This is a genomic window from Streptomyces sp. NPDC003393, assembly GCF_053589015.1.
In genome coordinates this window covers 146,225-171,142 of the sequence record NZ_JBSFRB010000008.1, presented here as the reverse complement: position 1 = coordinate 171,142, position 24,918 = coordinate 146,225, and the positions used below count along the sequence as shown (strand labels likewise).

Annotated in this window: 25 protein-coding genes and 4 pseudogenes; 12 read left to right on the top strand and 17 right to left on the bottom strand. The window is 67.6% G+C overall.

From position 1 onward, the window contains the following. Positions 1-169: 169 nt before the first annotated feature. Together ACWDUZ_RS11440 and ACWDUZ_RS11435 are read left to right on the top strand one after the other, a co-directional pair. A pseudogene (locus ACWDUZ_RS11440) lies at positions 170-325 on the top strand (VOC family protein); the annotation flags it as partial. Continuing rightward, positions 305-889, top strand: coding sequence for a 2-phosphosulfolactate phosphatase (locus ACWDUZ_RS11435; protein ID WP_451631673.1), 585 nt, complete (start codon positions 305-307; stop codon positions 887-889). The pseudogene ACWDUZ_RS11440 and the gene ACWDUZ_RS11435, both read left to right, overlap by 21 nt. Positions 890-918: 29 nt before the next feature. On the opposite strand, the gene ACWDUZ_RS11430 is transcribed toward ACWDUZ_RS11435, so the two are convergent. Together ACWDUZ_RS11430 and ACWDUZ_RS11425 are read right to left on the bottom strand one after the other, a co-directional pair. Beyond that, positions 919-1,341, bottom strand: coding sequence for a PPOX class F420-dependent oxidoreductase (locus ACWDUZ_RS11430; RefSeq protein WP_451631581.1), 423 nt, complete (start codon positions 1,339-1,341; stop codon positions 919-921). 297 nt (positions 1,342-1,638) lie between these two features. Continuing rightward, complete coding sequence (locus ACWDUZ_RS11425; RefSeq protein ID WP_451631580.1) at positions 1,639-2,106, bottom strand: pyridoxamine 5'-phosphate oxidase family protein; 468 nt, start codon at positions 2,104-2,106, stop codon at positions 1,639-1,641. Between the two features lie 355 nt (positions 2,107-2,461). Between ACWDUZ_RS11425 and ACWDUZ_RS11420 the strand changes: the two genes are divergently transcribed. Further along, positions 2,462-2,953, top strand: a complete 492-nt coding sequence (locus tag ACWDUZ_RS11420; RefSeq protein WP_451631579.1) for a DUF2975 domain-containing protein — start codon at positions 2,462-2,464, stop codon at positions 2,951-2,953. Beyond that, complete coding sequence (locus ACWDUZ_RS11415; protein WP_451631578.1) at positions 2,953-3,174, top strand: helix-turn-helix domain-containing protein; 222 nt, start codon at positions 2,953-2,955, stop codon at positions 3,172-3,174. Before ACWDUZ_RS11420 ends, ACWDUZ_RS11415 begins: the two co-directional genes overlap by 1 nt. A 110-nt stretch (positions 3,175-3,284) precedes the next feature. Here the strand turns inward: ACWDUZ_RS11415 and ACWDUZ_RS11410 are convergent, their stop codons facing one another. Beyond that, complete coding sequence (locus ACWDUZ_RS11410; RefSeq protein ID WP_451631672.1) at positions 3,285-4,679, bottom strand: MFS transporter; 1,395 nt, start codon at positions 4,677-4,679, stop codon at positions 3,285-3,287. 154 nt (positions 4,680-4,833) lie between these two features. Here ACWDUZ_RS11410 and ACWDUZ_RS11405 point away from each other — a divergent pair, with 154 nt between their 5' ends. Continuing rightward, positions 4,834-5,235, top strand: a complete 402-nt coding sequence (locus ACWDUZ_RS11405) for a winged helix-turn-helix transcriptional regulator (RefSeq protein WP_451631577.1) — start codon at positions 4,834-4,836, stop codon at positions 5,233-5,235. On the opposite strand, the pseudogene ACWDUZ_RS11400 reads toward ACWDUZ_RS11405, so the two are convergent. Beyond that, a pseudogene (locus ACWDUZ_RS11400) lies at positions 5,213-5,350 on the bottom strand (IS701 family transposase); the annotation flags it as partial. The gene ACWDUZ_RS11405 and the pseudogene ACWDUZ_RS11400 sit on opposite strands and share 23 nt — an antisense overlap. Before the next feature lie 113 nt (positions 5,351-5,463). Next, positions 5,464-6,360 (bottom strand): LysR family transcriptional regulator, encoded by an 897-nt coding sequence (locus ACWDUZ_RS11395; RefSeq protein WP_451631576.1) that lies wholly within the window; start codon positions 6,358-6,360, stop codon positions 5,464-5,466. 142 nt (positions 6,361-6,502) lie between these two features. Between ACWDUZ_RS11395 and ACWDUZ_RS11390 the strand changes: the two genes are divergently transcribed. Then, positions 6,503-6,967, top strand: coding sequence for an ester cyclase (locus ACWDUZ_RS11390; RefSeq protein WP_451631575.1), 465 nt, complete (start codon positions 6,503-6,505; stop codon positions 6,965-6,967). Positions 6,968-7,062: 95 nt separating this feature from the next. After that, a pseudogene (locus ACWDUZ_RS11385) lies at positions 7,063-7,413 on the top strand (transposase); the annotation flags it as partial. Positions 7,414-7,619: 206 nt separating this feature from the next. Here the strand turns inward: ACWDUZ_RS11385 and ACWDUZ_RS11380 are convergent. From ACWDUZ_RS11380 to ACWDUZ_RS11335, 10 genes are all read right to left on the bottom strand, one after another. After that, positions 7,620-8,099, bottom strand: a complete 480-nt coding sequence (locus ACWDUZ_RS11380) for a transposase (RefSeq protein WP_451631574.1) — start codon at positions 8,097-8,099, stop codon at positions 7,620-7,622. 238 nt (positions 8,100-8,337) lie between these two features. Then, positions 8,338-9,258 carry a dioxygenase family protein gene (locus tag ACWDUZ_RS11375; RefSeq protein ID WP_451631671.1) on the bottom strand — a complete coding sequence of 307 codons (921 nt, stop codon included), beginning with the start codon at positions 9,256-9,258 and terminating at the stop codon, positions 8,338-8,340. 17 nt (positions 9,259-9,275) lie between these two features. Then, the gene (locus ACWDUZ_RS11370) at positions 9,276-10,340 is read right to left on the bottom strand and encodes a maleylacetate reductase (protein ID WP_451631573.1); all 1,065 of its coding nucleotides are present in this window, start codon (positions 10,338-10,340) and stop codon (positions 9,276-9,278) included. Next, the gene (locus tag ACWDUZ_RS11365) at positions 10,337-12,130 is read right to left on the bottom strand and encodes an FAD-dependent oxidoreductase (RefSeq protein WP_451631572.1); all 1,794 of its coding nucleotides are present in this window, start codon (positions 12,128-12,130) and stop codon (positions 10,337-10,339) included. The genes ACWDUZ_RS11370 and ACWDUZ_RS11365 overlap by 4 nt, the downstream gene beginning before the upstream one ends. Before the next feature lie 527 nt (positions 12,131-12,657). Beyond that, entirely contained in the window at positions 12,658-13,503 is an 846-nt protein-coding gene (locus ACWDUZ_RS11360) for a GNAT family N-acetyltransferase (RefSeq protein ID WP_451631571.1), read from the bottom strand. Positions 13,504-13,744: 241 nt separating this feature from the next. After that, the gene (locus tag ACWDUZ_RS11355) at positions 13,745-14,044 is read right to left on the bottom strand and encodes an antibiotic biosynthesis monooxygenase family protein (protein WP_451631570.1); all 300 of its coding nucleotides are present in this window, start codon (positions 14,042-14,044) and stop codon (positions 13,745-13,747) included. Positions 14,045-14,338: 294 nt separating this feature from the next. After that, positions 14,339-15,223, bottom strand: coding sequence for a helix-turn-helix domain-containing protein (locus tag ACWDUZ_RS11350; RefSeq protein ID WP_451631569.1), 885 nt, complete (start codon positions 15,221-15,223; stop codon positions 14,339-14,341). 329 nt (positions 15,224-15,552) lie between these two features. Continuing rightward, the gene (locus tag ACWDUZ_RS11345; RefSeq protein WP_451631568.1) at positions 15,553-17,202 is read right to left on the bottom strand and encodes an AMP-binding protein; all 1,650 of its coding nucleotides are present in this window, start codon (positions 17,200-17,202) and stop codon (positions 15,553-15,555) included. A 77-nt stretch (positions 17,203-17,279) separates the two neighbouring features. Further along, the gene (locus tag ACWDUZ_RS11340) at positions 17,280-18,251 is read right to left on the bottom strand and encodes an alpha/beta hydrolase (RefSeq protein ID WP_451631567.1); all 972 of its coding nucleotides are present in this window, start codon (positions 18,249-18,251) and stop codon (positions 17,280-17,282) included. Positions 18,252-18,823: 572 nt separating this feature from the next. Further along, positions 18,824-20,203: an FAD-binding oxidoreductase gene (locus tag ACWDUZ_RS11335; RefSeq protein ID WP_451631670.1), complete on the bottom strand. Its 1,380-nt coding sequence runs from the start codon at positions 20,201-20,203 to the stop codon at positions 18,824-18,826. A gap of 618 nt (positions 20,204-20,821) precedes the next feature. Between ACWDUZ_RS11335 and ACWDUZ_RS11330 the strand changes: the two genes are divergently transcribed. After that, positions 20,822-21,022, top strand: a complete 201-nt coding sequence (locus ACWDUZ_RS11330; protein WP_451631566.1) for a hypothetical protein — start codon at positions 20,822-20,824, stop codon at positions 21,020-21,022. A gap of 54 nt (positions 21,023-21,076) precedes the next feature. Here the strand turns inward: ACWDUZ_RS11330 and ACWDUZ_RS11325 are convergent. Beyond that, positions 21,077-21,728 (bottom strand): annotated as a pseudogene (locus ACWDUZ_RS11325) (transposase family protein); the annotation flags it as partial. Between the two features lie 260 nt (positions 21,729-21,988). Here ACWDUZ_RS11325 and ACWDUZ_RS11320 point away from each other — a divergent pair. Then, a complete protein-coding gene (locus ACWDUZ_RS11320) occupies positions 21,989-22,252 on the top strand; it encodes a hypothetical protein (protein ID WP_451631565.1) in 264 nt (87 codons plus the stop codon). Then, positions 22,249-22,614 (top strand): hypothetical protein, encoded by a 366-nt coding sequence (locus ACWDUZ_RS11315; RefSeq protein ID WP_166634730.1) that lies wholly within the window; start codon positions 22,249-22,251, stop codon positions 22,612-22,614. Before ACWDUZ_RS11320 ends, ACWDUZ_RS11315 begins: the two co-directional genes overlap by 4 nt. A 158-nt stretch (positions 22,615-22,772) precedes the next feature. Here the strand turns inward: ACWDUZ_RS11315 and ACWDUZ_RS11310 are convergent, their stop codons facing one another. After that, positions 22,773-22,964, bottom strand: coding sequence for a hypothetical protein (locus ACWDUZ_RS11310; RefSeq protein WP_451631564.1), 192 nt, complete (start codon positions 22,962-22,964; stop codon positions 22,773-22,775). Positions 22,965-23,514: 550 nt separating this feature from the next. Between ACWDUZ_RS11310 and ACWDUZ_RS11305 the strand changes: the two genes are divergently transcribed. Together ACWDUZ_RS11305 and ACWDUZ_RS11300 are read left to right on the top strand one after the other, a co-directional pair. After that, complete coding sequence (locus ACWDUZ_RS11305; RefSeq protein ID WP_451631563.1) at positions 23,515-23,913, top strand: MmyB family transcriptional regulator; 399 nt, start codon at positions 23,515-23,517, stop codon at positions 23,911-23,913. A gap of 173 nt (positions 23,914-24,086) precedes the next feature. Then, positions 24,087-24,716 (top strand): TetR/AcrR family transcriptional regulator, encoded by a 630-nt coding sequence (locus tag ACWDUZ_RS11300; protein ID WP_451631562.1) that lies wholly within the window; start codon positions 24,087-24,089, stop codon positions 24,714-24,716. The last annotated feature ends 202 nt before the right edge of the window (positions 24,717-24,918 follow it).

Below are 24,918 nucleotides of genomic sequence, written 5' to 3'. Positions count from 1 at the left end.
CCTCTGCAGGAGTCCGCGTCGCCCGGCGGCCCTCGGTCCGTCCCGGCGTCTGCCTCGGGTCGAAAACCCTTGGTGGTCACGCGTTTCCCCGTGATCGAGACGGGGGCGGTGGAGCGGGTGATGGTGTGGTGCCGGCCTCGTTCGATCCCGGCCCTGGCAGGAGGGCGGTATGGAACGAGTGCTTGGAATCGGCGGCTACTTCACGCGGGCCGCCGACCCGGCCGCGCTGAGCGCGTGGTATCGCGACTGTCCGGGTCTGGATGCCGACGAGCACGGCCTGTGGCGTCAGGCACCCGGGCCGACGGTGTTCGCCGCGTTCGAGTCCGTGGGGCGGCGAGCGGCCACGTCGGACTCACCGTGGTCGCTGTCTCCGGCGGCACTCCGGCGAGCCCCGTTCACCCCCCGACTCGTGCTGCCCTCGCCCAACGGATCCCCCATCGCCGCGGCGGCAGGCGGTTCGGTGGTCGTCGCCGGCTGTCTCCGTAACGCAACAGCTGTGGGCCGTTGGCTGGCCCGCCGAGGCTACGGGACCCAGGAACGTCCCGTGGCGGTGATCGCCGCGGGGGAGCGGTGGCCGGACGGAAGCCTGCGACCCGCCCTGGAAGACCTGTTGGGCGCGGGGGCGATCATCGCCGCACTGCGGTTGCGAGGCGTGGGCACGCTGTCGCCCGAGGCGGCTGCCGCGCGGTCGTTCTTCACGGCAACCGCGGATGCAGCTGGTGCCGTGGCCGGGTGCTCTTCCGGGATCGAACTGTCCCGCGGCGGGTTCGCCGACGACGTGGCGATCGCCTGTGAACTGGACGCCAGTGCCGTGGTGCCCGTCCTCACCGACGGAGCCTTCGCCGACAGCGCCGACAGCGCCGACAGCGCCGACAGCGCGGAGCCGTAGCGCCGTGGGTTCAGGACGCCGGAGGCTGGTCAGCCTGCCTGACCGCTGTCCTTGTACCTGCCCCACCCGTGCCAGCGCTCGATCTCGATCCAGGCGCTGACCCGCGCCCGGTCCCGTCGGCCGTAGGGCTTGCCGAGGTACTGACGGCTGAGCCGGTCGATACCGGCGAGATCCGTGTCGTCCCTCATCTCGGCGACCCGGCCGATGAGGCTGATGTGGTTGTACCAGTCGGCCTCGTCCAGCACGGTGAGGGTGACTCGCGGATCGTTGCGTACGTGCTCCAGACGTTTGCGGCCCTCGTCCATGTTGACCAGCACTCGGCCGTCGTCCTGCCACAGGTACCAAGTGGCCGTGGAGACCGGGTGGCCGTCCGAACGGAGGGTGGTGATGACCGCCGGGTTGGCCTTCTTGAGCATGGCGACCGCTTCGTCGGTCAGCGGAGGCTTCGACATGGTGCTTCTCCTCAAGAGCGGTACGGGCGGGGTGCCCGCCTTGCTGTGACCGTGGACACGCTGTCACAGCGTGTGCCGAAACGAGCAGCCGCACGCCGCTTCCCGCCGCGATCGCACGCGAATCCGTCCGATGACGTCTCGTGCCACTCGCGGCCGGCAAGGCGCGCGAAGACGCCTTGCCGGCCTGTCCGTACCGAGGCGGCGGAGGGTGGCCGGGGGACAGGCAGAGGCACGAGGGAGCGGCTGACCATCCGCGGCCCATGCGGGCCGGCCGTAACGGTCACGGGCGGTCCGGTGTCACGGCGAGTCGTGTTCCACGCCGTAGGTGTGGGCCCAGGCTCGCTTCAGATCGTCCTCGCTCCAGTGACCGAAGGTGTAGGCGGGCGACTCGACCGGCAGCGCCGTGTCCACCCGGATCAGCACCGCCTCGTGGCACGGATATGCGGGACCGTGCGTGTCCAGCACCCACTGGCGGATCCACGCGTAGGCGGGGTCGCCGTCACCCCGGAGCTCCGCGGTCCCTCGGAAGCGGTAGCCGCGCCGCAGAAGGAAGTCGATCACGTTCACCTCCAGACGGGAGTCGCGCCTGAGGTTCGCCACGGTGGTCGGCGAGGCCATGTTCATGAACACCAGGTGATCGTCGTCGTAGACGAGCAGCGACCCCTTCGGGGACAGATTGGGCGAGCCGTCTTCGCGGACCGTCGCGACGAACGCGAGCTTGGCGCTGTCGACGATCTCGCGCATGTCCTGCGTGATGATTCCCATGGTTCCCTCGCACCTCTGCGCGTTGCTTGTGCGGCGGTGGGGCGTGCCTGTCGGCAGGGCGAGCCGCGGCACCCGCCGGATACCAATGTCGGCGTCACTGTCCCGGAACGCGCGGCGACGTGCGGCGGCGTCCGCCGAATGACGGCCAGCCGCTGGGCCGGACAGGCCGATCGGCTGGGCCGCGGCCGGCTGTGTAGGACCGTGCCGGACCCGTCGCGTCGGCATGTTCCGGCCCCGGCTCGACGCGCCGCCTCGGACGTTGCGGGAGGCACCGCGGCCCCGTGCGCCGCCCAGCTCTTGCCTCACCTATCGAATATCGATAGGTTTCCATCGAAAGTCGATGGAAGGATGAGTCGTGGGAAAGCTGGCAGTGCGTGCGCTGCGCGCCGTGCTCGTGGTGGTGCTCGCGGGCACCGTGTTCGTGCAGGCGGGGATGGTGTGGACGTTGGTCAGCGGGAGCGACCCGGAGGACGGATCGCTCCCGCTGACCCCGCTGCGGGTGCTCACGATCCTGGGCATGGTGTCGGTCCAGGTCGTCTTGGTCTGCGTCTGGCGGTTGGTGACGATGGTGCGACGCGGAACCGTGTTCTCCGACGCCGCCTTCCGGTACGTGGACGGCGTGATCGGCGCGATCGTGGCGGCTTCCCTTGTGTGGTTCGCGGTCACGGCCCTCAATGCGCCGGGCCAGCGGGACGACCCGGGCGTCACCGTCATCATGGGCGGGATCGGCGTGGGGATATTGGGGGTCGCGCTCCTCGTGCTCGTGCTGCGGACGCTGCTGGCCCAGGCCGTCGCACGCGACATCGAAGCGGCGCGGATGCGGGCCGAGTTGGACGAGGTGATCTGATGCCGATCGTGGTCGACATCGACGTGATGCTGGCCAGGCGGAAGATGTCCGTGGGCGAGCTCGCGGAACGCGTCGGGATCACCCCCGCCAACCTCGCGGTTCTCAAGAACGGCCGTGCCAAGGCGGTGCGCTTCGCGACGCTCGCCGCCCTCTGCGAGGTGCTCGACTGCCAGCCGGGCGACCTGCTGCGCTGGGAGGCCGAGGACTCCATGGGCGGATGACGTGCCCCGGGGCGGGGCTCAGAAGTGCGCGGGGGTGACGGACGAGCGAACGACAGGCTCGGTCCTCCCGCCGGCCCGGGAATCCCCGCCCCCGCGGCGGCGCGGCCTGGTCAGTGGGCGGCTTTCTCGGCGACAGGTGTGTCCTCGACCGCTGGATGTTGCGCTGGGGCGGGGGATCGCAGCAGTGCTGCGGCGAGGAGCAGGGAGACGACGACGACGCACGCGCCGGCGCGGAAGGCGAGTTGGTAACCGGCTGTGAGTGCGCAGGCGGAGTCGGCCCCGGAGTCGAGCAGGGCGCCCGTGTGGGCGTCGGCCACCGTGCTGAGCACCGCGAGGCCGAAGGCGGCGCCGATCTGCTGCGTGGTGTTGAACATGCCGGAGGCGATGCCGGAGTCCTCGGGTGTGGCCGCCGACATCGCCAGCGTGGCCACAGCGGGCATGGCGAGGCCGAAACCGATGCCGAGCGGCAGCAGCGCCGGCAGGACGTCCACGGCATAGCTTCCGTCCGCCGGTACGCGGCCGAGCGCGGCGAGACCCGCCGCGATCAGCGCCAGTCCCGGGAGAAGCACGGTACGGGGGCCGAAGCGCGCGATGACCTTGGGCGACAGGCCGAGGGACAGCGCGCCGATCGCGACGGGAACGGGAAAGACACTGAGGCCGGTGTGTATTTCGTCGAAGCCGAGCACCTTCTGCAGATACAGGACGCCCAAGAACTGGAAGCTGAACATCCCGGCCACCATGAGAGCCTGGACGCCCATCGCCCCCGAGACGTTGCGTGACCGGAACACACGTAGCGGCAGCAACGGCAGGGTCGCCCTGGCCTGGCGGGCGACGAACGCCAGGAGCAGGGTCAGCGCCACGGCACCGAAGCTCAGCGTGTGCACCGAGGCCCAGCCGTGGCCGTTGGTCTCGACGATCGTGTAGACGCAGAGCATCAGGGCGGAAGTGACCAGGAGCGCGCCCACCGCGTCGCTGCCCTTGCGGAGGCGGGAACGCTGCTCGGGCGCGAGCACGCGGCCGGCCGCCACAGCGGCCACCATGCCGATGGGGACGTTGACGAAGAAGATCCAGTGCCAGCCGATGCTCTGCGTCAGGACACCGCCGGCGAGGAGGCCCAGCGAGCCGCCGGCGGACTGGACGAAGCTGTAGACACCGATGGCCTTGGCCCGCTCCTTCGGCTGCGGGAACAGCGTCACGATCATGCCGAGGGTGACGGCGGAGGTCGCCGCGCCGCCGACGCCCTGGACGAACCGGGAGGCGAGCAGCATCGCCGGGTCCTGGGACAGTCCGCAGAGCAGGGAGGCAGCGGTGAAGATGCCCAGACCCGCGATGAAGACGCTCCTGGGCCCGATGAGATCGCCGAGCCGTCCGGCGAGCAGCAGCAGGCCGCCGAAGGGGACCAGGTAGACGTTGACCACCCAGGGCAGGTCGGACGAGGAGAACCCGAGGCTGTGCTGGATGGAGGGCAGCGCCACGCTCACGATGGTCCCGTCGAGGATGACCATCAGCTGCCCGGCACAGAGCACGGCCAGAGCGACCCGACGCGCCGTGTGTGCCGATGAGTTGGTTGTCGGCAAGGGGATCCCCTTCCAAAGGTGCACGATTTGTTACAGCGCTCATCTTCTGTAACCATGACGCGCAGCGGAAGGAGGCACTTTCATGTCCCGCAGTCACACCGATGTGTCCGACCAGGTCAGCAACGAGGCGTGCCCGATCACCGAGGTCCTCGACCACGTCGCGGGCAAGTGGAGCATCGGAATCCTCGTGGCCGCAGCACACAGGCCGGTGCGTTTCACCGAGCTCGAACGGACCATCACCGGCATCAGCCGACGCATGCTCACCCTGAACCTGCGCAAGCTGGAACGCGACGGCCTGCTCGTGCGGACCGTGTACCCCACGGTGCCACCGAAGGTGGAATACAGCCTCACACCCATGGCCCGCGAACTCCACGCAACTCTCACCGGGCTCGTCGGCTGGGCGGAACGCCACCGAGCCGACATCACCGCCGCCCGCGCCGCCTACGACACCGCCGCATCTGCTCCCGACAGGAACGGCGCTTGAACCTCTGCCTCGGCGGGCCGGGAAAGAGCTCGTGCACCGGGTGATCGACGGTCCAACGAGTGACGATGGCGTCGTGGCGGGTGGTGGCCATGACGTGGAAAACATCGTCTTGCTCCCAGCCCGGACCCCCGTCTCCGCACCGTAACGGCTGTCACGGGGCCGAATGCCGGACGCGTCGGGCGGAACCCGCCATGGGGATTCTCGCCTTCCACCCCGTCGGCGTCTCAGCTAATCCTCATAGGGTTCCCGCAGGGCCCGGACGATGATCTCGTGCGTTTCCACTCCGTCATTCCTGGTGACCGCAAGAATGCTCCGTCCAAGCCAGTTCGGGTCGTCCACGCGCACCAGGGCGATGCTCTCCGGGACGACCGGGGCGAGAATGTCTGGAATGACGCAGACCCCGAGACCGGCGGCGACGAGTCCAAAGCGGCTGTGCCAGGTCCGCGTACGGAAGGCGACGAGCGGATCGGTCAGCGTGGGCCATGCGCCGAACTGTGGTTCGTCACGGGCCCCCTTGCCCACGATCCATGACGCGTGGGCGAGTTCACCCACCGGGACGGCGCCTTCCGCCGCGGCGAGAGGGTGCCCGCGTGGCACGCCCACCGTCAGCTCGCCGCCCGGCAGCGGGGCGATCCGCAACCCCTCCAGGGCCGGCTGTGGCAGGCCGGGCCCGGAGGCCACGACCGCGACGTCCAGCCGCTTGCTGATGATCTGGTGCACGAGTTGCGGCGAGGACGCCTCGGTGAGCGCGAACGCCAGCCGGGGCTGCTGCTCCAGCGCCCTGGCCAGTGCGAAGGGGAGCAGAGCAGCGTTCGCGGCGGGGAAGGCCCCCACCCGGACCCGCACCTCGGGTCCGTAGGTCAGCTCGTCGAGCCGTTCGTCCAGCCGGTCAAGGCCGGCGAGGGTCTCGGTGGCGAACCGGGCGACAAGCTCCCCCGCGCGCGTCGTCCTGACGCCGCGCGCGCCGCGTATGAAGAGGGGCTGCCCTACGGCTTTCTCAGCGGCCGAGACCTGCCGGGAGATGGCGGGCTGGGAGTAGCCGAGGGTGCGGGCCGCGCGACTCAGGGAGCCATGTGCGGCCACCGCGCGCACGACGCGGAGAGCGGTGATGCTGAGTTCGGGCACGGCACCATCGTAGCCATCGGAGCCATGCACAGCCGTTATGGGAGCGGGCCGGTAATTGCATGTCGCGCAGGGCCAAAAAGGAGTTTTCAGGGTCTAGTGTCGAAAGCGGCGGCAACGCCACTACCCCCGAAAGGATTTTCTGGTGAGCGAGTTCATTTCCCCTGACGACACCCGTTACGACGAGCGGTCGCGCGCCCTGGTGCGGATCGGCCGCGAGGCGATCGCCGTGGCTGACGACGAGAAGCTGGACGCCTACTTCGCGGACGACTTCGTTTTCCACGGCCCCGACGGCGACATGACGTACGCGCAGCTGCGTTCCTTCTTCGCGGCCATGCGTGCCGCGTTCGAGGGATTCGCATGCGAGCGGCGCACCATAGTCAGCGAGGGTGAGTACATCGGTTCGCGTACCTGTATGTCGGGGCGTTTCACCGCGCCCTTCGAGGCGTCCCCGATCGGCACGATCGCGCCGAACGGACAGCCGATGCGACTCGAACTGATCAACGTTTTCCGCTACCACGAGAACGGCCAGTTGGCCGAGGAATGGGTCCAGTACGACAACGTCGGCTTCCTGCGTCAGCTCGGTGTCGACCTCATCGAGGGGCACTGACCGATACTCCGGCGGCTGTCTCGCCGCCCGGCTACCCTGTCGTATCGGGCGGCGATGCCCGGCCAAGCTTTTAGCCTGTTGATCAGGCACTGGACGTGACCATGGCCAAGGCGATGGTCCGACGTGCCCTCGCCGATCGCATCCCGTTCCACTGGGTGACCGCGGACGCCGCTTACGGCGTCAGCAAGGGCTGGCGGTCCGAGCTGGAGCAAGCCGACGTGTTCCACGTCATGGCCACCACCCGCCACGACATCGTCGTCACCCCCTGGGCCGTCGATCACCCCGGGCGCGAGCTCTTTCCCGGCCTGCCGAGGCAGAAGTGGAAGCGCCGTTCCTGCGGGGACGGCGCCCATGGCCGACGCATCGACGACCGGACACGCGTCGAGGTCAGGCCCTGGCACCGTGAGGACCGACGGCAGTGGATCCCGTCTCAGCGACCGCCGTCCCCCACCCGTCGAGCACACCCTGCACTGGTCGACCCGGCGTCGGCGGCGACAACGCCAGGCCCGCACCAGCCACTACATAACGCCGCGGGCACAGCCCCTGACCTGGCCGGCAGTCACGGCAAGCACCGTTGCGGTACTAAGGGCTGTCCCGTAAATGATCTACGATCGGTTTCGGGTGAGGTCGGGCGTTGTACCGGGCCGCTGGCCTATCCGGCGAGGGCGAGGTTGTGCATCCGTGCGGTACCGAGCATGGCGTGGTGGACGCCGTCGCCTCTGAGACGGCAGTCGCGGAGGATCTTCCAGGTCTTCATGTGGGCGAAGACATGCTCGACGCGGGCGCGGACCTGCTTGTGGGACCGGTTGTGTTCCTCTTTCCAGTCGGGGAGTTCGGCCTGGCCCTTGGCCTTGCGGTGCGGGATGACCAGTCCGGTGCCCTGGTAGCCGCCGTCGGCGATTGTGGTGGTGCTGCCGACGGCGTCCTTGGCGCCGGACTCCTCCCAGCCGCGGGAGTAGGCCGCGACCAGCAAAGCCCGTTCTTCCAGCGGCAGGCTCCAGGGCCGGCCCTTGCGGACCGCGTCCGCACCCTCACGCCGCAGAACCGTGACCAGCTTCCCGAAGGCACGCGGGCTCAGCCCGGTGAACGGGGCTATCCAGGACGGCTCCGACGCCGTGATCACACCAGTCACACCAAGAACATCTCACTATGACCAGCAGTTACGGGACAGCCCTTAGCCCCGTGATCAATCTTGCCGATGGCCTCTCTTCCCGATCCATCCCGAGGTCGAGTGACATCAATTCTCATCGACATTGATCATGTTGACGGGCGGCAGGTGACTCCCGCACTCGCGTCGAAATGACATCCAAGGGAAGTGACACGGCCAGCCCGTCGAGTGTGCGGGCCCGCCGAGCGGTGCAGGCGCCCGGTCACGATCCTTCGGGCGCGAGGACGATGTCGAACCTGACCCGTGACCACGGGGTGTCCAGTTCGCGGCCGTCAGGTGTCGCCGTATCGGCCGGCTGCCGGTCGAAGTCCTTCACCAGCGAGTCCTTCACCCCGAACACCGCATCGCCGATCTTGAGCTGTTCGTCGCCCCGAACGAAGACGTGCGTCACCAACCTGCGCAGTCCCGGCGCCGTCACCATGAAGTGCACGTGCGCCGCCCGCATCGGCGACCGGCCGGTCGCCGCCAGCAGGGCGCCGACCGGCCCGTCGTGCGGGATCGGGTACGGCGTGGGGGTCAGCGCCCAGAACGCGTACCTGCCCTCGTCGTCGGTGTGCAAATGGGCACGCGCCGCGGTGCGGGAGTCGTCGTACTGGACGTCGTAGAAGCCGTCCCCGTCGGCTTCCCACACCTCGATCTCCGCCCCCGCGACGACCTGGCCCTCGGTGTCGGTGACCGTACCCTCCACCCAGCACGGCTCTCCCACCGCACCCGCCGACATGTCTGCGCCGATCGCGATCTCCGGGCTGCCCTCCACGAAGAAGGGGCCGAACACCGTCGCCTCGGTCTCGTGGTCGTAGACCTCGTTGTTGACTGCGACGGTCTGCATGGACACACCCAGCACATCCGAGAGCAGGATGAACTCCTGACGCCGGTCGTCGGACCTGTGTCCCGTGGCTGTGAGGAACTCGATGCCCTTCGCCCACTCCTGCTCGGTCAGGCGCACCTCGGTCACGAACGCGTGCAGATGGCGCGTCAGTGCCTGCATCACCTCCGTCAGGCGCGGATCAGGGCCGCCGTCGAACGACCGCAGGACCTGCTCGACCAGCGCGGCCTCCCTGGCCCGCTGCTCGGCGGAGACGGGGTGCGACCCGGCCGTCCCTGTTGTCGGTGTTCCGGCCATCGTTGTCGGTGTGTCGGTCATCGTGGTTCTTCTCCTTCCCAGGCCGCCCGCAGCAGTGCGGTGACGTCCTGAAGTGTCACAGTGCGTGGATTGCCGGCCGGTACGGCCTTGAGCACGGCGGCCGCCGCCGCGTCGATGCCCTCTTCGAGCATGTCGTAGTCGCGCAGCGCGCGCGGTGCGTCGAGCTGTGTGCGCAGCCGGTTCAAGCCCTCCGTCGCGGACGGCGCGTCGAAGGCCGCCGCGATCCGCTGTCCGGCGTCCGGTGCAGCCGCCGCGTTGTAGGCGAGCACATGCGGAAGGACCACGGCGTGGGTCTGGGCGTGCGGCAGGTCGAACATGCCGCCGAGCACATGGCAGATCTCGTGGTGGAGGCCCGATCCGGCCGAGGCGAACGCCGCGGCGGAGAGATAGGCGCCGTACAGGGCGTGCTCCCGGCCCTGAAACCCCGAGGGGTCCTCGGTGATGAGTGGCAGCCCGGTGCGCAGCGCCCGGATGCCCTCGCTCGCCAGGGCGCAATTGATCGGGTCGGCGTGCGGAGCCCACATCGAGTCGACACAGTGGGCGAGGGCGTTCAGGCCGGAAGCCACACTGAGGTCGACGGGCAGGGAGAAAGTGAGCGAGGCGTCGTAGACGATCGTGCGGGGCAGTACCCGGTCGTCGGTGCCCGTTGTCTTGCGCCCGCCCGCGGTGAGTCCCCAGACGTTGGTGGCCTCCGAGCCCGCGTACGTGGTCGGCACCGCGACGACGGGCAGGCCCGAGGCGAGGGCGACCGCCTTGGCCAGACCGGTGGTGGAGCCACCGCCTACGCTGACCAGGGCGTCCACGGCGTAGGTCGCCGAGGCGGCGCGGGCGCGCTCGGCCACTTCGACCGGGACGTGCCGTATGACCTCGTGATGCCGGCAGACCACCGGGAGCCCGTCCGCCACGGCGTGCGCGAGCTCCCGGCCCGACTCGGAGGCGATCACCATGACCCGGGAGGCGCCGAGCACGGCGATCTCCGCGGCCAGGTTGTCGGCGGCGGCCCCGGAGGCGAAACGCACCCGCTGCGCGAGGGTGTCATGGTCGAACCGCGTGTGGCTCATCCTCGACCCAGCAACTCGGCCACGGCGGTACGCAGGGCGCCCGCCGGGTCCTCCGGAAGAGCCATGACCCGCCAGGCTACGTGCTTGTCCGGCCGGACCAGCAGGGCTCCGCTCTCCTCGATCTCCCGCAGTTTCGCCCAGTCGTAGTACAGGTCGGTGACGTCGCGGCCAGGCCCGATCACCACGGCCGTGAGCGGAAGGCCGAACTCCTGGCCGACCTTCTCGGCGGCGGCCTCCCAGGGCTCGCCGGCGATACCGGTGAGGAGCGTCCAGCGCGTGTACGGGGCGAGGTCCATCAGCGCGAGCCTGCGGGAGCTGTCGCCGACCCAGGCGTGCGGCAGGTGCGAGCCCGGCACGGTGGACATCTCGTAGTACAGGTCGGGGTCGCGGGACGGGCGGGGCCGCAGGGAACCGTCGCGGATCACTGCCGACGACGTGTAGAACTGCCCCAGTTCCACGCCGTGCGCGTTGAACTCGTAGTTCTTCAGCTCCATCGCCCGTACCAGGGCCGCCCGCTTCGCCAAACCCTGTGGGGTGTTGGCCTTGCGTTCCTCGATCGCGACGGCCATCTCGGCCTCGGTCTCCGCGTCGAGCACGCCGAGCGCCTTGAAGATATCCACGAACTCCCGGCTGGAGCGGTTCGCCCGCTTGACGATCCGCTCGGCGACCGGCGCGCGTTCCTCGGAGTAGGTGTCCAGCAGGGAGGGGGCCGCCTGCCCACGCAGTACGGCGGCCAGCTTCCAGACGAGGTTGTAGGCGTCCTGGACGGAGGTGTTGGAGCCCAGCCCGTTGCTCGGCGGGTGCCGGTGCACGGCGTCGCCGGCGCAGAAAACGCGTCCGTGCTGGAGGTTGGTGGCGTACATCTCGTTGTTGCCCCACAGGCTGGTGCCCGTGATCTCGACGTCGAGGTCGGGCATGCCGAGCAGGTTCCGCACGATCTGTACGGCGGCCGCCTCGTCGACGACCGGCGGTTCCTCGCCGATGTCGTAGCCCCACACGATGAGCCACTCGTTCCAGGGCCGCACCATCCGTACGAGCCCGGCGCCGATACCGCCGACGTTCGAACCAGGCTGGATCACCCAGTAGAGCACCGACGGCCGGTGACCGACGTAGGGAGTGATGTCGGCCTTGAAGGTGATGTTCATCGACCCGGCGATGTCCATCGCGCCCTCGAAGGGCAGCCCGATGTCCGCCGCGACACCGGAGCGGGCACCGTCGGCGCCGATCAGGTACTTGGCCCGGATCGTGTACGCCTTTCCGGTCACGCGGTCGAGGACGTCGACGGTGACGCCGTCGGCGTCCTGGGTGTGGGACAGGTACTCGGTGGAGAACCGGGTCTGGGTACCCCGTTCGGTCGCGTTCCTGACCAGAATCGGTTCCAGATAGGTCTGCGGGATGTCGACGGTGAGGCACGGCGAGGCGAGCCGATAGTCGGCCTCGCGGTCCGGTCTGGTCCCCCAGGTGCGGATACGGCCGATCTCCTCGCCGGCGATGCTGGTACAGAACACAGTGTCGCCGACGAGATCGTGTTCCGTGGCGTCCCGCTGGACCTGGGGCTCTATGCCGATGTCGCGGAAGACCTCCATCGTGCGCTGGTTGGTGATGTGCGCCCGCGGGGTGTTGGCGGTCCAGCGGTACTTGGTGATCATGATGTTGTCGATACCGAGGGTCGACAGCAGCAGAGCCGCCGTTGCGCCGGCCGGCCCGGATCCCACCACGACGACCTCCGTGGAGACGTCTGGGCCGTCGGGCAGTTCCGTTTCTTCGTTCCCGTCGTTGAACTCCGACATTGCGGTCCCTTTCTCGCCTCCCAGCCGACGGCATCGGTGTGTGCCGCGGAACGGTTGTCGCCGAAGCCGGTGGGAAAGCCAAGTTGTGGCGGATTTCTTGAAGAGCGACCAACACGGTGGAGTTGGTGGTCGCGTGGTGGGTACGGGCGCCCAGGACATGCCGCGGTGGCAGAAGCGAACGACAGGCGTTCACTGGCACACGCCGTGAACCCAGGAAGTGCATCTGCCTGAACCGGCTCGACCAAGGTCGCAGAGCGGCTCACCGCCGCACATCTCATCGTGCCGCGGATCGCAGAGAGCCAGTGTCAGCCGTGTGCCGACTGCTCCGCGAGCAGTTCGTCGGCGGGGTATCCGGGCCCGACCAGGTCGTAGGACTCGGGGACCTCGTTGAGCACTCGGCCGGGGTCTTGTCGGTTCGGGACTTCTTCGGATCGGTTCGCCAGCAGCCGCTGACCGCTGACACGCTACCGTCGGTGGTTCAGGGAAACTGACCCGACCGAATGGGACAGCGCCTGCCCGGATGGAACTCAGCCCGCCGGACGCCATACCCAGTTCCGCCGCTCGTAGGCCACTCGGAAGCCGAGGCGAAGCATGTTGTGGAGGGAAGGGTTGTGACCGCCGTCGGTCTCCGCACCAGTCTCGGCGACGAGTTGACGGCAGCCCAGCTTGCCCCCTACCCGGGCACGTGCGGCCAACAGTTCGGTCTGGCCGCCTCGGTTTCGGGCGTGGGGGAGCACCGCCCCGGCGAACATCTGGGCCGTTTCGCCGTTGTGGTACATGGTTCCGGTGCCCACAAGCTCCCCGTTCAGCCAGACAGCATGGGGATACCAATCAGGGTGTACTGCGGAGGCGGCGACCATGTCGGCATAGTGCTCCTCAGGCATGTCGAAGCCTTGCAGCATCACCGACGCCCACCGGTCGGCGTCACCGGGCTCGACCGGGGCGACATACAGGCCGTTTGCCGGTCGGCGGTCCGGGGCGTCGGCTCGGGCCACCACCTCGTCCACGTCAGCGACGAGTTTGACCCATGACGTTCCGCCTGTCATGCCTTCGCGGGCGCAGATTTCAGTCCAGTCATCGGGTATCACGGAGGGCGCGAGTTGGAGGACAGCCTGAGGGGTGCCTTCCGACCGGTAGAAGGCACACACCTCGGCAATCATCTCCGCGGTGACCGGGGCGGTTCGACCGAAGCCAAGGGCCTTGCTCCAGAAGTGCGTCACGTCATTCCGCATCGACAGCACCACGGCATCGCCGACGCGGGTGGCGTTCACGCCGAGCGCCGCGCGTGCGGCCTCGGGGGCGCCGGACTCGAACTGGAACAGGGCTTCGGCCTCGGAGGCTTCCGCCGCCGACAGCGGCACGGGTGTATTCACGAAGGAGTGCCTTTCTCACATGGGGTGACGCGCGCTTGAAGCCAACACCGCGGTTTGCGGGTCCGTAGCCGACTTCAGCACAGAGATGAACCGCTGGTAGTTCGCAGGCAGGGCGGACGCCGTCATGCACTCGGCCCTCAGCGCCGCCCGCGTGAACCACGCCCGTCTCGTCCGCTGATGGCCGGAGTCCATGCCCACCCGGCTCGAACCGGACGATCGCTTTCGGGAAACGGGTGGCGCCTCAGCCGGCCATCACGTCGCTGAAGTGCTGAACGACTGGAACTGCGGCCAGGTAGGCTCGAAGAGCCTCCCCGTACTTGGTGTAACGGTCGCTGCCGCGAAAGTTTTCGAGGTGGGCTTTCTCGGACTCCCACTCGTTCACGCCGATGAACCGCGACGGGTTCTCACTGCTTTGATACATCTTCACGCTGATACATCCGGGTGTCGTTGCAAGGAGCTCGTAACCAGTGCTCCGGAAAGCGGCGGCAAATGCAGTCTCCTGACCAGCCTGGACATCGATGACAGCGATTTCAGTAATCATAGAACACTCATTGCATGACAGGCGACAATAAAAAACTGCTTCGGCGACGCGGTGGCCAGTGAAATGCACTGATCTCTACGGCGAGACGCGCCTTGACGTCGTCGGTGAGTGACAGACCGTTCTCGATCTGGCAGAGGCATCGGGGCATCCCTCGGTGAGTCGTCTCGTCGTAAGCACGCACGCGTGTACGCTCACCATCCCTGACAAGGGCGTCTGCCACGTCCAGCAGAGCGTCGCCACGTGCACCAGAGGGCCGCGTTCGTCTCTGGCCGCCCCGGCGCTATCCGACAGCGGTCAGGACTGCTGACGGAACTGCGACGGTGTCATTCCCGTGGTGCGCCGGAAGGCGGCTGCCAGGTGCTGGGCATGGCTGAAGCCGCACGAGATGGCGATGTCGGTGATCGACTCCTCCATTCGTGCGAGTCGCGCCTGAGCCTCCTCCAACCGCCGGGCATAGACGTAACGCATCGGCGTCTGCCCGGTCCGCTCCTTGAAGGCGCGCAGGAAGTGGCGCCGGCTGAAACCGGCCACGCGCGCGAGTTGGTCGACGGTCAGCTTCTCGTCCAGATGAGCGCGGACATAGCCGTCGACCCGGGCGAGATCCTCGCCGGAAAGCCCGGCTTCGGCTACGACAGGGTCGCCCAGTCGTGAAAGGTGCGCCAGCGACTGGAGTGCCCACCCTTCGACGAGAGCTTCAAGAGCGCTGTCCGAACGACGCGCTGCGCGGCCGAGCTCGATCAGGCCCAGTTGGATGCGTCCGTGGGCCATCCCGACAAGCGGCCGGTCACCGACCGTCGGCCCGTAACGCGCGACGAACTTCGGCGAGAGGAAGGCGGCGGCGTACTCGGCCACGGGATCAACGGTGAAGACGCCTTCGAGCCGTGTGCCGGCGGGGAAGAAGCAAAGCCCGTTCGACTGCACCATCTCGACGTGGAATCCCACACCGTCCACGTCGATGCGCATCTCACGGACCCCTGAGTGGAACCAGAAGACTGTCGGCGCTCCCTGCTGGAAGCGCCAGTCAATGCGGCCGTCGGAGCTCCTGCGAAGCAGCTCGACCCGTGCATGGTCCGACTCGGCCAGCACCTCGTCGACGAGCATTCCACTCACGGAGCGCACACCCGGCCCGCACCACGGCCGTGTCTGCGCCGCCGGGCGGTGGTCCTCAAGTTCGGTCATGTGTACCTCCGGAGCCATGGATCCCTCACATTGTGCGCCGCTCGCCGGTAGTCGCACAGGGGGCCGGCGGGACCATCCTCCCGGTCGCGGAAGTACGGTATCGAGTCTGATCTCGTCCGTCATTCTCTCGTCGGTGTACCGCCTCTCTGCGCAGGACGAGCATTCTCACGTTCAGCTACCACCCGGAAACGAGCCGGAGTCCCTCGTCCGACAGGCCCGGCCAGGAATTACGGGCGAACCGCCGAGCAGCTCGGCGGTTCGCCCGTTGAAAAATCGAGGTCAGCTGCGCACGAATCAGCGACCGATACCGTGCAGACAGTCGCCGATGGTTACAGCTCTCCGGCGAGCCAGGCCTTCAGTCGGGCCTTTTCCACTTTGCCCATGGCATTGCGTGGCAACGCTTCGACACGCTCCACTCTCGTGGGCCAGTACCATTCGGTCATACCCATATCGGACAAGTATGAGCGCACGTCGTGCAGAGTGATTGGCAGTGCGCTCACGAGTACTGCACATGCTTCGAGGTTGTCCCGGTGTCCGACGATGGCGACGTCGGTGATGTCGGGATGAGCGCGCAGTGCGTCCTCCACGTCTGCGACCGGGATCATCACTGTGCCGCCGATTCGGTCTGAGACCCGTCCGACCACCCGGTATCCGCCCCGTCCGTCCTCGACTGCCAGATCCCCAGTGTCGTACCAGCCTTCGTCGTTGTCAGCCAGCACCCGCAGTGTCCCGCCGTCGCGTCCCATGATACCGAGGCACATCGAGGCGCCCCGGATCATGAGCCGGCCCGGGTTCTCCTCGCTGACCAGCCCTTGCTCGGACACCGGGCGCAACTCGGCCTCTGTGCCGATGCCGGGCCGGCCGATGCTGTGCGCGGCCCAGTCCGGCGGGTCCTCGCGAGTGGTGAAGATGAAGCCGCCCTCGGTCATTCCCCAAAAGGCGATCAGCGGCAAGCCCAGTACCTCAGCCGTTTCGGTGACCAGCTCGGCCGGGATCGCGCTGCCCGCTACGGCGACTTCGCGCAGCCGCGGCAGCCGGATGCCCTCCTCGCGCAGCACCGCAAGAAGCTCACTCAGGAACGGGGGCACCAGGGCCAGCTGCTCTGTTCCCGTTTCGGCCAGCAGCTCAGCGACGCGCCGGGGTTCCCAACGGTCGACCAGCAAGAACGTGCCACCGCTTATCAACGACCGCGTGGCGTACGACAATGCGGCCGCATGCATCAGCGACAACGGGTTGCAGTAACGCGACTTCGCCCCGTCCTCGCCCTGAAGTTTCGGCGCCACCACCGCATAAAGATTGTTCAAGGTCTTGAGTACGGCCTTGGGCTCGCCGGTCGTCCCGGAGGTGAAGAGCACCTGCGCCACCGCGTCGGGATCTGTGGGCGTGCGGGCTGTGGCGGGGCGGTGCTGCCGCTGAAAGAACTCGACGAAGTCCACCTCGCCGTCCCGCACTACGTCGCCGAGTACCACCCGATGGCGCAGTGCGGGCAACCGCGGCGACATCTCGGCCACAGCTTCGGCAAATCCGTAGCCCTCCCACACATCCGTCGTGATGAACACCACGGCCCCCACACTGGCCAGCATTCTCTCCAGTTCCCGACCGCGGATGGTGGTCATAACCGATGCCAACACAGCTCCCCGGTGCCAGCAGGCCAACTCCAAAGCCAGGGCCTGCCACCAGTTGGGAAGTTGGATGGACACCACATCACCCGCCCGGACATCCAACTCGGCCAGCGCGGCCGCGAACTGCTCCACCCAGCCGCTCAGCTCCCGGTAAGTCAGTGTGACCAGGCCATCCCGCGCTCGGGACGCCACGACCGCTGGAGCATCAGGAGTCTGCTTCGCCCACCTGGAGACATCCTCCACGACAGTGTCCCCGCGCCATGCCCCCGATGCGCGATACTGCAGGATCATCTCCTGAGACGGACGAACGGACGGAATCATCATTTCCTCTTCTTCGGTGAAAGCACGGCTGATCATGTTTAATCCATCCTCGACGACCATTACGGCGGTGCAGGTCCATGCAGAGCCAGATGATCGCGACGCGAGCTTTCGGGCTACTCCCGGACGGAGGGAGTGTGCAACAATCGCCTGACTGCTTCGACCTGAGCGGCGATCATGCGGGCGCCGATGACTGTTCCGGGTATTACGTGGGCTACGTGGAATGCGCCGCTGTAGTGGTGCAGTTCTGTCGGCACGCCTGCCTGGATCAGCAGGTGTGCGTAATTCAGCACCTCGTCACGTACCGGGTCGATCTGATAGGCGGCTACCCAGGCCGGCGGCAGACCGGCCAGGTCGTCGAGCTCCGCCCGGGCCGGTGCCGCATACATGGATACGTCCGGAGAGCCGGGCTGTGCCGAGTGACCGAGGTAATACTTCCAGATGAAGGGGGCGTCGGAAGCACTCAGGAAGGGGGTATCGTGAAAACTGCGCATGGAGTGCGTCTTCAGCCGGTCGTCCAGGGCAGGTGCGTCCAGGAACTGCGCGGCCAGCGCGGGCCCTTTGCGGTCCCTCGCGACGAGAGTCAGCGCGGCTGCCAGCCCGCCGCCGGCGCTCTCTCCCCAGACACCTATGCGTGTGCCATCGATACCTCGGTCGCGTCCCGCCTTACCGGCCATCCAGAGAAGTGCCGCGTAACTGTCGTCAAGTGACGCCGGATAAGGATGCTCGGGAGCAAGCCGATAGTCGACACTCACGACGACCGTGCCTGTTCGGTCAGCGATCAGACGGGCCTGGTTGTCGACGCCGGCCAGGTCACCCATGACGTATGCACCACCGTGCAGGAAAAGCAGACCCGGGAGGGGGCCGCTCCCTTCGGCCGGCGCGTATACACGCACCCCGATGCCCGGTGCCCCCCGGTACCCCGGGATCGTGACGTCCTCGACATTCAATGCCCTGCCCGATTCGTACGGTGGCGCTGAACCGAGCAACTTCGTGGCCAGTGCCCGCATACTCGGAACATCAGAGAGATCGAGGGGCGGAATCATCGGCGCTATGGCAGCCAATTCGGGGTCAAGAATGTATTTCATCAGATTTCTTCCAAAATAGCAGAGCGTTCGCCAGCTGTCGTCGAGTTACGCAGCAGCAGAACGGGGAATGTACATGTGGGGAATGCCAAGGAAATCATTGATGCCCGGATCTCGAATCTTCCACCACGGTGTGCCGGGCAACTGCTGGGCCCCCATGGACGTACCGCCGACCTGTCCGGCCGGTCGCCCTAGTTCCCCGGTTCTGACAGGGCAGCGCGTCCCCTGTGGGGGTGATGGTGGAAAAGGGCAATTCCGGCTCCCCGGAGAAGACATGGCACGAGCGCATGACGCATACGCTTGGTTGCACAGCCTCGGACAGCCGTGGACCTCTACGCGTCCGTCGGAGTGTCACAAGGTGCACCAAAACGCCGTACTCGGCGCGTTCCTGCCCGGGGTTGGCCACCAGATCGTGCCTGAGAATGATCTCAGCGAAGCTTCGGTGTCCGAGCTCGAAGGAAGTGTCATGGGGATGGAGCCGGAACTACTCCGGTCGGGGTGAGTTGACGGACGTGGAAGCGACCGGACCGAAGGCGACCGACTCGCACATGGGCTCTGATGCCCCCGTAGAGGTCTTACCGAACCTGCAGTGGTTCAGGCGGGATGTTGTGGTTCATACGAAAGAGATTGCGCGGGTCGTACCGTTGCTTGACGGCGCGGAGTCGATCGTAGAGTTCTGGGCCGTAGACGGTGCGCATCTCCTGCGGGGTCATGCTGCGTGCGGGCAGGAGGTTGACGTTCGTCTCGCCCTGCGCCGATGATGCCAGCGCGTCGGCCAGTGCGGCCAGTTCCTCACGGAACGTCGGCACCATGTCGGGGGCACCGCCGCCGGCGGCAATGACCGCCCAGCGTGCGGTCCGCCCGGCGACCGCGTCGGCCATGGCGGGCGGCTGTTCGAGCGCGCCGCCGAAGGCCCGTAGTTCCAGGAAGCCCAGGTGGGTGTCGGACCCGGGGCCGACAGCGGCGAGCAGTGCCTCGGCGGTTTCGTCGGTGAACTCCCGTAGTGCCGTGGCTCCTTCGGTCATCGGCACGGGTTGGGCCGGATCCAAGTGCAGCGTGGCGGCACCGGCATAGGGCCGTTCGGTGACCGTGTCCCTGGTCAATGGCGCGAGTGCGCGTATCGGGGCCAGCATGTGCTCTGCTTCGTTGCGTGGACCCAGCGAGGAGAACCGTACGTGCAGGGTGAAAGGCTGCCCGGCTCGGCGCAGGAATGCGAGCGAGGAGGTCATCTCTCCGGGCAGGCTGGTCACCCACTTCCGCCAGGCATGCAGCACGGTGGCCGCATACTCACCAGGGAAGAAGAGGCCGCCGCCGTAGAAACGGGAGACGGGGAACAGGCTGAGTTCCAGGGCGGTGATCACGCCGAAGTTGCCTTTCCCGCCGCGTAGGGCCCAGAAGAGTTCCGGCTCGTCGACGGTGGTGACCCGGCGCAGTCGGCCGTCTGCTGTGACGATCTCGGCGGCCTGGACGTGGTCGGCCGCGTACCCGTACAGGCGGCCGAGGACAGGGCTGTGCCCGCCGCCGAGGGTAAAGCCGACGACACCGACGGTGGGGGAGGCGCCGCTGATCGGAGCCAGGCCGTACCGGCCGGCCACATCGACCACGTCACCGCCTCGCGCGCCGCCCTCGACACGGGCGATCCGCTGGGCGGCGTCGACGCGCACTCCGTTCAGGCGGGACATGTTGATCAGGACCGCGCCGTCGGCGGGACGGGCTACCTGGTGACCCGTGGTGAGGACCGCCAGAGGCAGGTCGCGTGCGGCAGCGAACTGTACAGCCGCCTGCACGTCAGCGATGCTCGTCGCGCCGATGGCTACGGCCGGTCTCACCGGGGTCGATAGGTTGAAGGTGGCACATTCCTCCGGATATCCGTCATCACCGGGTAGCAGGACCGGGCCGAGGATGCCGTCTGCGAGGCGGGCGATCTCAGCCCGGCTCGGTGAGACCAGGCTCATCCCGTAGTGCGAAGCCATCGTTCACTCTCGTCTTTCCAGGCATGTCCATGCAGAGCGGCGTTCCGCCAACGGCAGGCATGCACGTGTACGGTCGTGTCGGTTCGGCATGTGACGGTGGTCACCATGCGGAGTGGTATTCACGTTACACGCAATCTCCGTAACGTAATGGCCGACGCGGCTAGCGAGAGCCGACGAGCGCCGCACCGCGGTCGGTGAGTATGTGGTAGAGGTGCAGACGGGTCAGCCGGGTGTCGACCGTGACCCGGGCTGCGTGGCCCGTATCCGGCGGCGACCTCGATGAACATCCGGGACAGCGTTTCCGCGCGCCACAACTCCGCCGGTTTCGGGGCTGACCTGGCGGACTGTCACCTGGTCGAAAAGCTGTCAGCCGAGGGAGAGTGCGGCCATGTGCGGGCGCCATGCGATGTCAGTGCCTTGATCGGCAGCGGACGAGGGTGTTTAGCGACGGTCACCCGATACGGGATGCTACGACCAGTCCGTACTCTGATCCTCGTGCAACTCACGGGAGAGATCACCAGTGACCGTCCTCTGCTCGTACTGGCTGTCTAGGAAGAGGCCCAGTACCTCGACACGTCCCTGCCCGTCCTGCTGACCGGCATGGGGAAGGTCAATGCCGCGACGGCACTCGCCACGACACTTGACCGCGGCCCGCTGCCGTCGGATGTCGTGAACCTCGGAGCCGCGGGAGCCCTGTGCCCCGGCTGGATCGGAACCCACCGCGTCAGCACGGTTATACAACACGACCTGGACAGCGACATCTTGCGCACTCTGACCGGCGAGACCTACGGCGCACCCTGAATGTGGGCGGTGACCCGGGGACCACCCTCGCCACTGGCGACTCGTTGAGCCTTTTCAGCGTTGCTTCTCCAGGGTGAGGATGGCTTTTACTGCTGACGACAGGCGGTTGGGGCCGCAGCGGGCGTGACGGAAGATATGCCAGCGCTTGAGGGTGGCCATGCCACGTTCCACGGATACCGAAGTCGGGCGTGCGCCCGGTTCAGCGATCTTTGCCGGGCGGTGAGTTCCTGGCGGGGCGGGCGTCTGGTCGGCGAGGCGAAAGTGCCGCCGGCGCGGAGGTAGGCCAGGTCAGCCAAAGCGGGAATGTCGAGGCGGACACAGGTGGCAACGATGCGATGGGTGCGGGCCGCGGTCAGGTCGTGAGTGCAGCCCGGAAGAGCGCGGGAGATCCACCCGATCTCGCCGCGCGGGTCGGTGATGACCTCAGGTTCACGCCGTGGCGGCGGTGCTTGCCGGAATAGTCGGTGCGGCCGTCGCCAACCCGGTCGCACTCGGTGAGCGTGCCGTCGATCAGCACATACTCCGCGTCCGCTTCGCGCAGGGCGCGGGTCAGGCCCGGAGCACGGCGGGCGAGGAGATCGATGACCGCGTGCCCGTAGGCGTGAGCAGTGCCGACGCTGATCCGGAAGCCGGCCGCGATCTGCGTAAGGGTGTCGTGCTTGCGCAGGTACAGCAGCGCGACCAGAGCCCGCGGGGAGGGCCGGAGTGGCCGTCCCTTGACCAGCTTCGGCCCCGGCTTGGGCAGCAACGGCTCGATCAGCGACCACAGTTCATCCGACGCGATCCACGGCCGCGACTGTCTCTTCCCCACGTCCAGACCAACGAGCGGACAAGCCGACGGTCACTTGATCAACAACTTCTGTGAGGACCACTTACCCCCGGAACGATCCCACCTTCCGTGCCGGGTCCCGGGCCGACGTCCCGATTTGCTATGTGCTGGTACCGGCATATAGCTACACTGCTGGTATGGGAAAGCAGACGAACATCCGACTGGACGAAGCCGTCAGGGCAGCTGCCGAGGACCGGGCCAAGCGCCGGGGCCTGAGCTTGCAGGGGTACGTGGCTGACCTGATCGAGGCCGACGTGAACCAGTCCCGCGCGGCCTTCATGGCCGGCGCCTCATCATTCCTGGCCGCCTACACGGACGCCTTCGATGCGGAAATCGGAGAGGACCGGTACCCCGGCCTCCCGGACACCCCGGCGGAGACGGCCCCGAGGGACGCCGCGTGAACCTCCGCATCGACCTCGCGTGGATCCTGGCCGTAGCGCAGCAGATTCCGGGAGATCCGCAGGTTGTCGACTACGGCGTCCCCGTCGCGGCGGAGGCACGTCACCGGGCGGAGATCCTGGACCACGAGGTCTACCCCGAGCCCCATCACAAGGCTGCGGCGCTGCTGTGCGAACTGGCGAGAAACCCGAGCCTGGAGATGAGGAACCTGCTTTTCGCAGCCACGGTGACCGCGGCCTACCTGTCGGCGTGCGGCCTTCCGGTGAGCCCCGGTCTGGACACCGTTCTCCCGCTGGCCCGCGCCGCCCGGGACGGGCTCCCGGTGCGGGAGGTCGCCGCTCAGATCAAGACCTGGACGAGCTGATCGAGCAGGCTGTTCCTGCGGTCCGTGCTGGGTCAGGATTCCAAGTCGTCAACGAGCGTCGGCCGGCCATCCGTAGCGGTGAGGCGTGCCGTCAGACCCAGCAGGGCCATCACGGCGATGGAGCCCAGCAGGATGGCCAGCCACCCCACTGTCCACTGTCACGAAGTGATGCGAAGGCGGATCACAAGGGGCGTGAGGAGCAGCATGACTACGACCGCGCCCGACATGAGAAAACAGAAGGCCTTCATGATCACCGTCCCGCCTGTGGTGTCCGCGTCGCGCACAGCGCGGACGGCGCGGGTTGCGGCGGAGAAGTCGGGGTGGCTCTTCCACTGGTCGGCCATGGCCATGACCGCGTCGAGAAGGCGGCGGGCCTCATCGGTGTTGCCCGCGTGAACCGCAGTAGCGCACTCCTGGCTGAGCTCGTGGGCGTCGCGTCAGGACTGGACGTACGCGTCGTGGCCATCCGGGTGCTGTTCGTCCCGGAGATCGTAGCGTCGGTCGCGAACGAACTGGTAGACGCCTACACCGGCCTGCAGATCCAACGTTCTGCTCCCCACCGGAGCCGCGAGCGTTCCGTGCCGTACCCATTCTCCTCTACGCCTCGCATCGCACCTTCCAACTGCCAGCCGATGTAACCGGTTTCGCTGCCAGCAGCGGCTGGCAGCAGCCGCGTTGGCCGAACGGAGCCCGACGAGTTGCTCCTGGCCGGCCGTGGTGCGGGCCTGGTCGGCGATCGCCTCTGCGGCACCGACGGCTTCAAGGGCGGAGTCGGCATTCTTCGAATCTCCGATGCTTGCGGACGCTCGCGCAAGCAGGTGCGCAACACATCGGTAGGGGGCGGCCTCGGAGGGTCCCGGAACCAGTTGCTGGCGGTCTTGCGCGGTGCCGAGGAGGGGTGTGGCCTACCTCCGCATGGACGCCGGCCGCGATCCGGACGATCCCGAACTCGCCCGGCTCGTCGGCGAACTCTCCCTGAAGGACGCGGACTTCCGCCGATGGTGGTCGGACCACAAGGTCCGGGCCCAGCGGCACGGCCGCAAGGACTTCGTCCACCCGATCGCCGGCGAGCTGAGTCTGGACTTCCAAGTGCTGGATCTGCGGGGTTCCGCGGACCAGAGCCTGCTCGTCTACACCGCGGAGCCGCACTCGCCGAGCGAACAGGCCCTGACCTTCTTGGCCGGCTGGGCTGCCACGGAGATACCCGCACGGCCTTCGGGACCGGAAGGACCAGCCCGGCGAACAGAAGCAGCATCTCCATCCCAAGAAGCCGGCGGCGACCCATCACGTCGCGGATGAGAGGCGACCCGCCTGCCGCCCTCCCTGACACTGACACCGATGCGGACCAGGGACATCGTGTCGGACACGCTGTCCGACGCGACGCTCTCGGGTGACCACGCCGGCCCGGAGACCGAGCTCCGCGTCCCGACCGGCGGCCCACGGGCCCCGGCCGGATTCCTAGGATTGGCGGTATGGCTTCCACTACTCGACGTCCTTCCACCGCGAACGACCGACGGGCCGCGCTCGAGAAGCGGATCCTGTCCGTGATCGAAGAGTGTCTCGCCGGTGGCGTGACCTACACCGAACTGAGTGTGGAGCAGATCGCGAACGCCGCCGGCATCTCCCGGTCGACGTTCTATCTGTACTTCCGGGACAAGGTGGACGTGCTGCTCCGGCTGAGCGGCTCCCTCAAGAAGGAGAGCTATGCGATCGCGGCCGTTTGGAAGCCCACCGGCGCCGACGGCGGCGTCGACGGCCTGGCACGCACCTATGAGCTGATCCTGCGGCACTACCGCGAACACGCGGCCCTTCTGGCAGCGATCAACGAGGTGGCGGCATACGACCCGGTGGTGCGCGAGGCGTGGACCGCGGACCAGGACCGTTTCATCGACAACGTGGTGCACCTGCTGGAAGAGGAGCGGCGGGCCGGCCGGACTCCGGCGGACGTCGATCCGTGGCTCGCCGCCAGGGTGATCGTCCAAGGGGGCAGTCAGGTCATCGCTCAGCAGGTGGCAGGCAGTGACGGCAGCGACGACGCGGTCGTCGCCCGCGAACTGGCCCGCGGCTACTGGCACGGCGTCTACCGCCGCCCACCGGCCTGACCGTGATCCAGCCCTGCACAGACCGGCCGGGAGCTCATCGGACAGCGTCGCCGACGCCGCTCCGCGGGCCCAGGACCGCAACCCGGGACACCGCGTTGGACACGGTGTCCAAATGATTTTATGATCAGTATTGCTGGGTGGGCGTAGGCAGGCAGAGGCCGGCGAGGTTCCGCGGACACCGCCTGCGTCGGTCAACGGGCCG

What these genes read in the sequence shown, in the direction of transcription:
- ACWDUZ_RS11430 (WP_451631581.1), bottom strand. Translation starts at nt 1,341, where the DNA reads ATGTCGAAGCCTCCGCTGACCGACGAAGCGGTCGCCATGCTCAAGAAG.
- ACWDUZ_RS11425 (WP_451631580.1), bottom strand. Translation starts at nt 2,106, where the DNA reads ATGGGAATCATCACGCAGGACATGCGCGAGATCGTCGACAGCGCCAAG.
- ACWDUZ_RS11415 (WP_451631578.1), top strand. Translation starts at nt 2,953, where the DNA reads ATGCCGATCGTGGTCGACATCGACGTGATGCTGGCCAGGCGGAAGATG.
- ACWDUZ_RS11410 (WP_451631672.1), bottom strand. Translation starts at nt 4,679, where the DNA reads ATGGTCATCCTCGACGGGACCATCGTGAGCGTGGCGCTGCCCTCCATC.
- ACWDUZ_RS11405 (WP_451631577.1), top strand. Translation starts at nt 4,834, where the DNA reads ATGTCCCGCAGTCACACCGATGTGTCCGACCAGGTCAGCAACGAGGCG.
- ACWDUZ_RS11375 (WP_451631671.1), bottom strand. Translation starts at nt 9,258, where the DNA reads ATGGCCGGAACACCGACAACAGGGACGGCCGGGTCGCACCCCGTCTCC.
- ACWDUZ_RS11370 (WP_451631573.1), bottom strand. Translation starts at nt 10,340, where the DNA reads ATGAGCCACACGCGGTTCGACCATGACACCCTCGCGCAGCGGGTGCGT.
- ACWDUZ_RS11365 (WP_451631572.1), bottom strand. Translation starts at nt 12,130, where the DNA reads ATGTCGGAGTTCAACGACGGGAACGAAGAAACGGAACTGCCCGACGGC.
- ACWDUZ_RS11355 (WP_451631570.1), bottom strand. Translation starts at nt 14,044, where the DNA reads ATGATTACTGAAATCGCTGTCATCGATGTCCAGGCTGGTCAGGAGACT.
- ACWDUZ_RS11350 (WP_451631569.1), bottom strand. Translation starts at nt 15,223, where the DNA reads ATGACCGAACTTGAGGACCACCGCCCGGCGGCGCAGACACGGCCGTGG.
- ACWDUZ_RS11345 (WP_451631568.1), bottom strand. Translation starts at nt 17,202, where the DNA reads ATGATCAGCCGTGCTTTCACCGAAGAAGAGGAAATGATGATTCCGTCC.
- ACWDUZ_RS11340 (WP_451631567.1), bottom strand. Translation starts at nt 18,251, where the DNA reads ATGAAATACATTCTTGACCCCGAATTGGCTGCCATAGCGCCGATGATT.
- ACWDUZ_RS11335 (WP_451631670.1), bottom strand. Translation starts at nt 20,203, where the DNA reads ATGAGCCTGGTCTCACCGAGCCGGGCTGAGATCGCCCGCCTCGCAGAC.
- ACWDUZ_RS11330 (WP_451631566.1), top strand. Translation starts at nt 20,822, where the DNA reads ATGGGGAAGGTCAATGCCGCGACGGCACTCGCCACGACACTTGACCGC.
- ACWDUZ_RS11320 (WP_451631565.1), top strand. Translation starts at nt 21,989, where the DNA reads ATGGGAAAGCAGACGAACATCCGACTGGACGAAGCCGTCAGGGCAGCT.
- ACWDUZ_RS11310 (WP_451631564.1), bottom strand. Translation starts at nt 22,964, where the DNA reads ATGGCCATGGCCGACCAGTGGAAGAGCCACCCCGACTTCTCCGCCGCA.
- ACWDUZ_RS11300 (WP_451631562.1), top strand. Translation starts at nt 24,087, where the DNA reads ATGGCTTCCACTACTCGACGTCCTTCCACCGCGAACGACCGACGGGCC.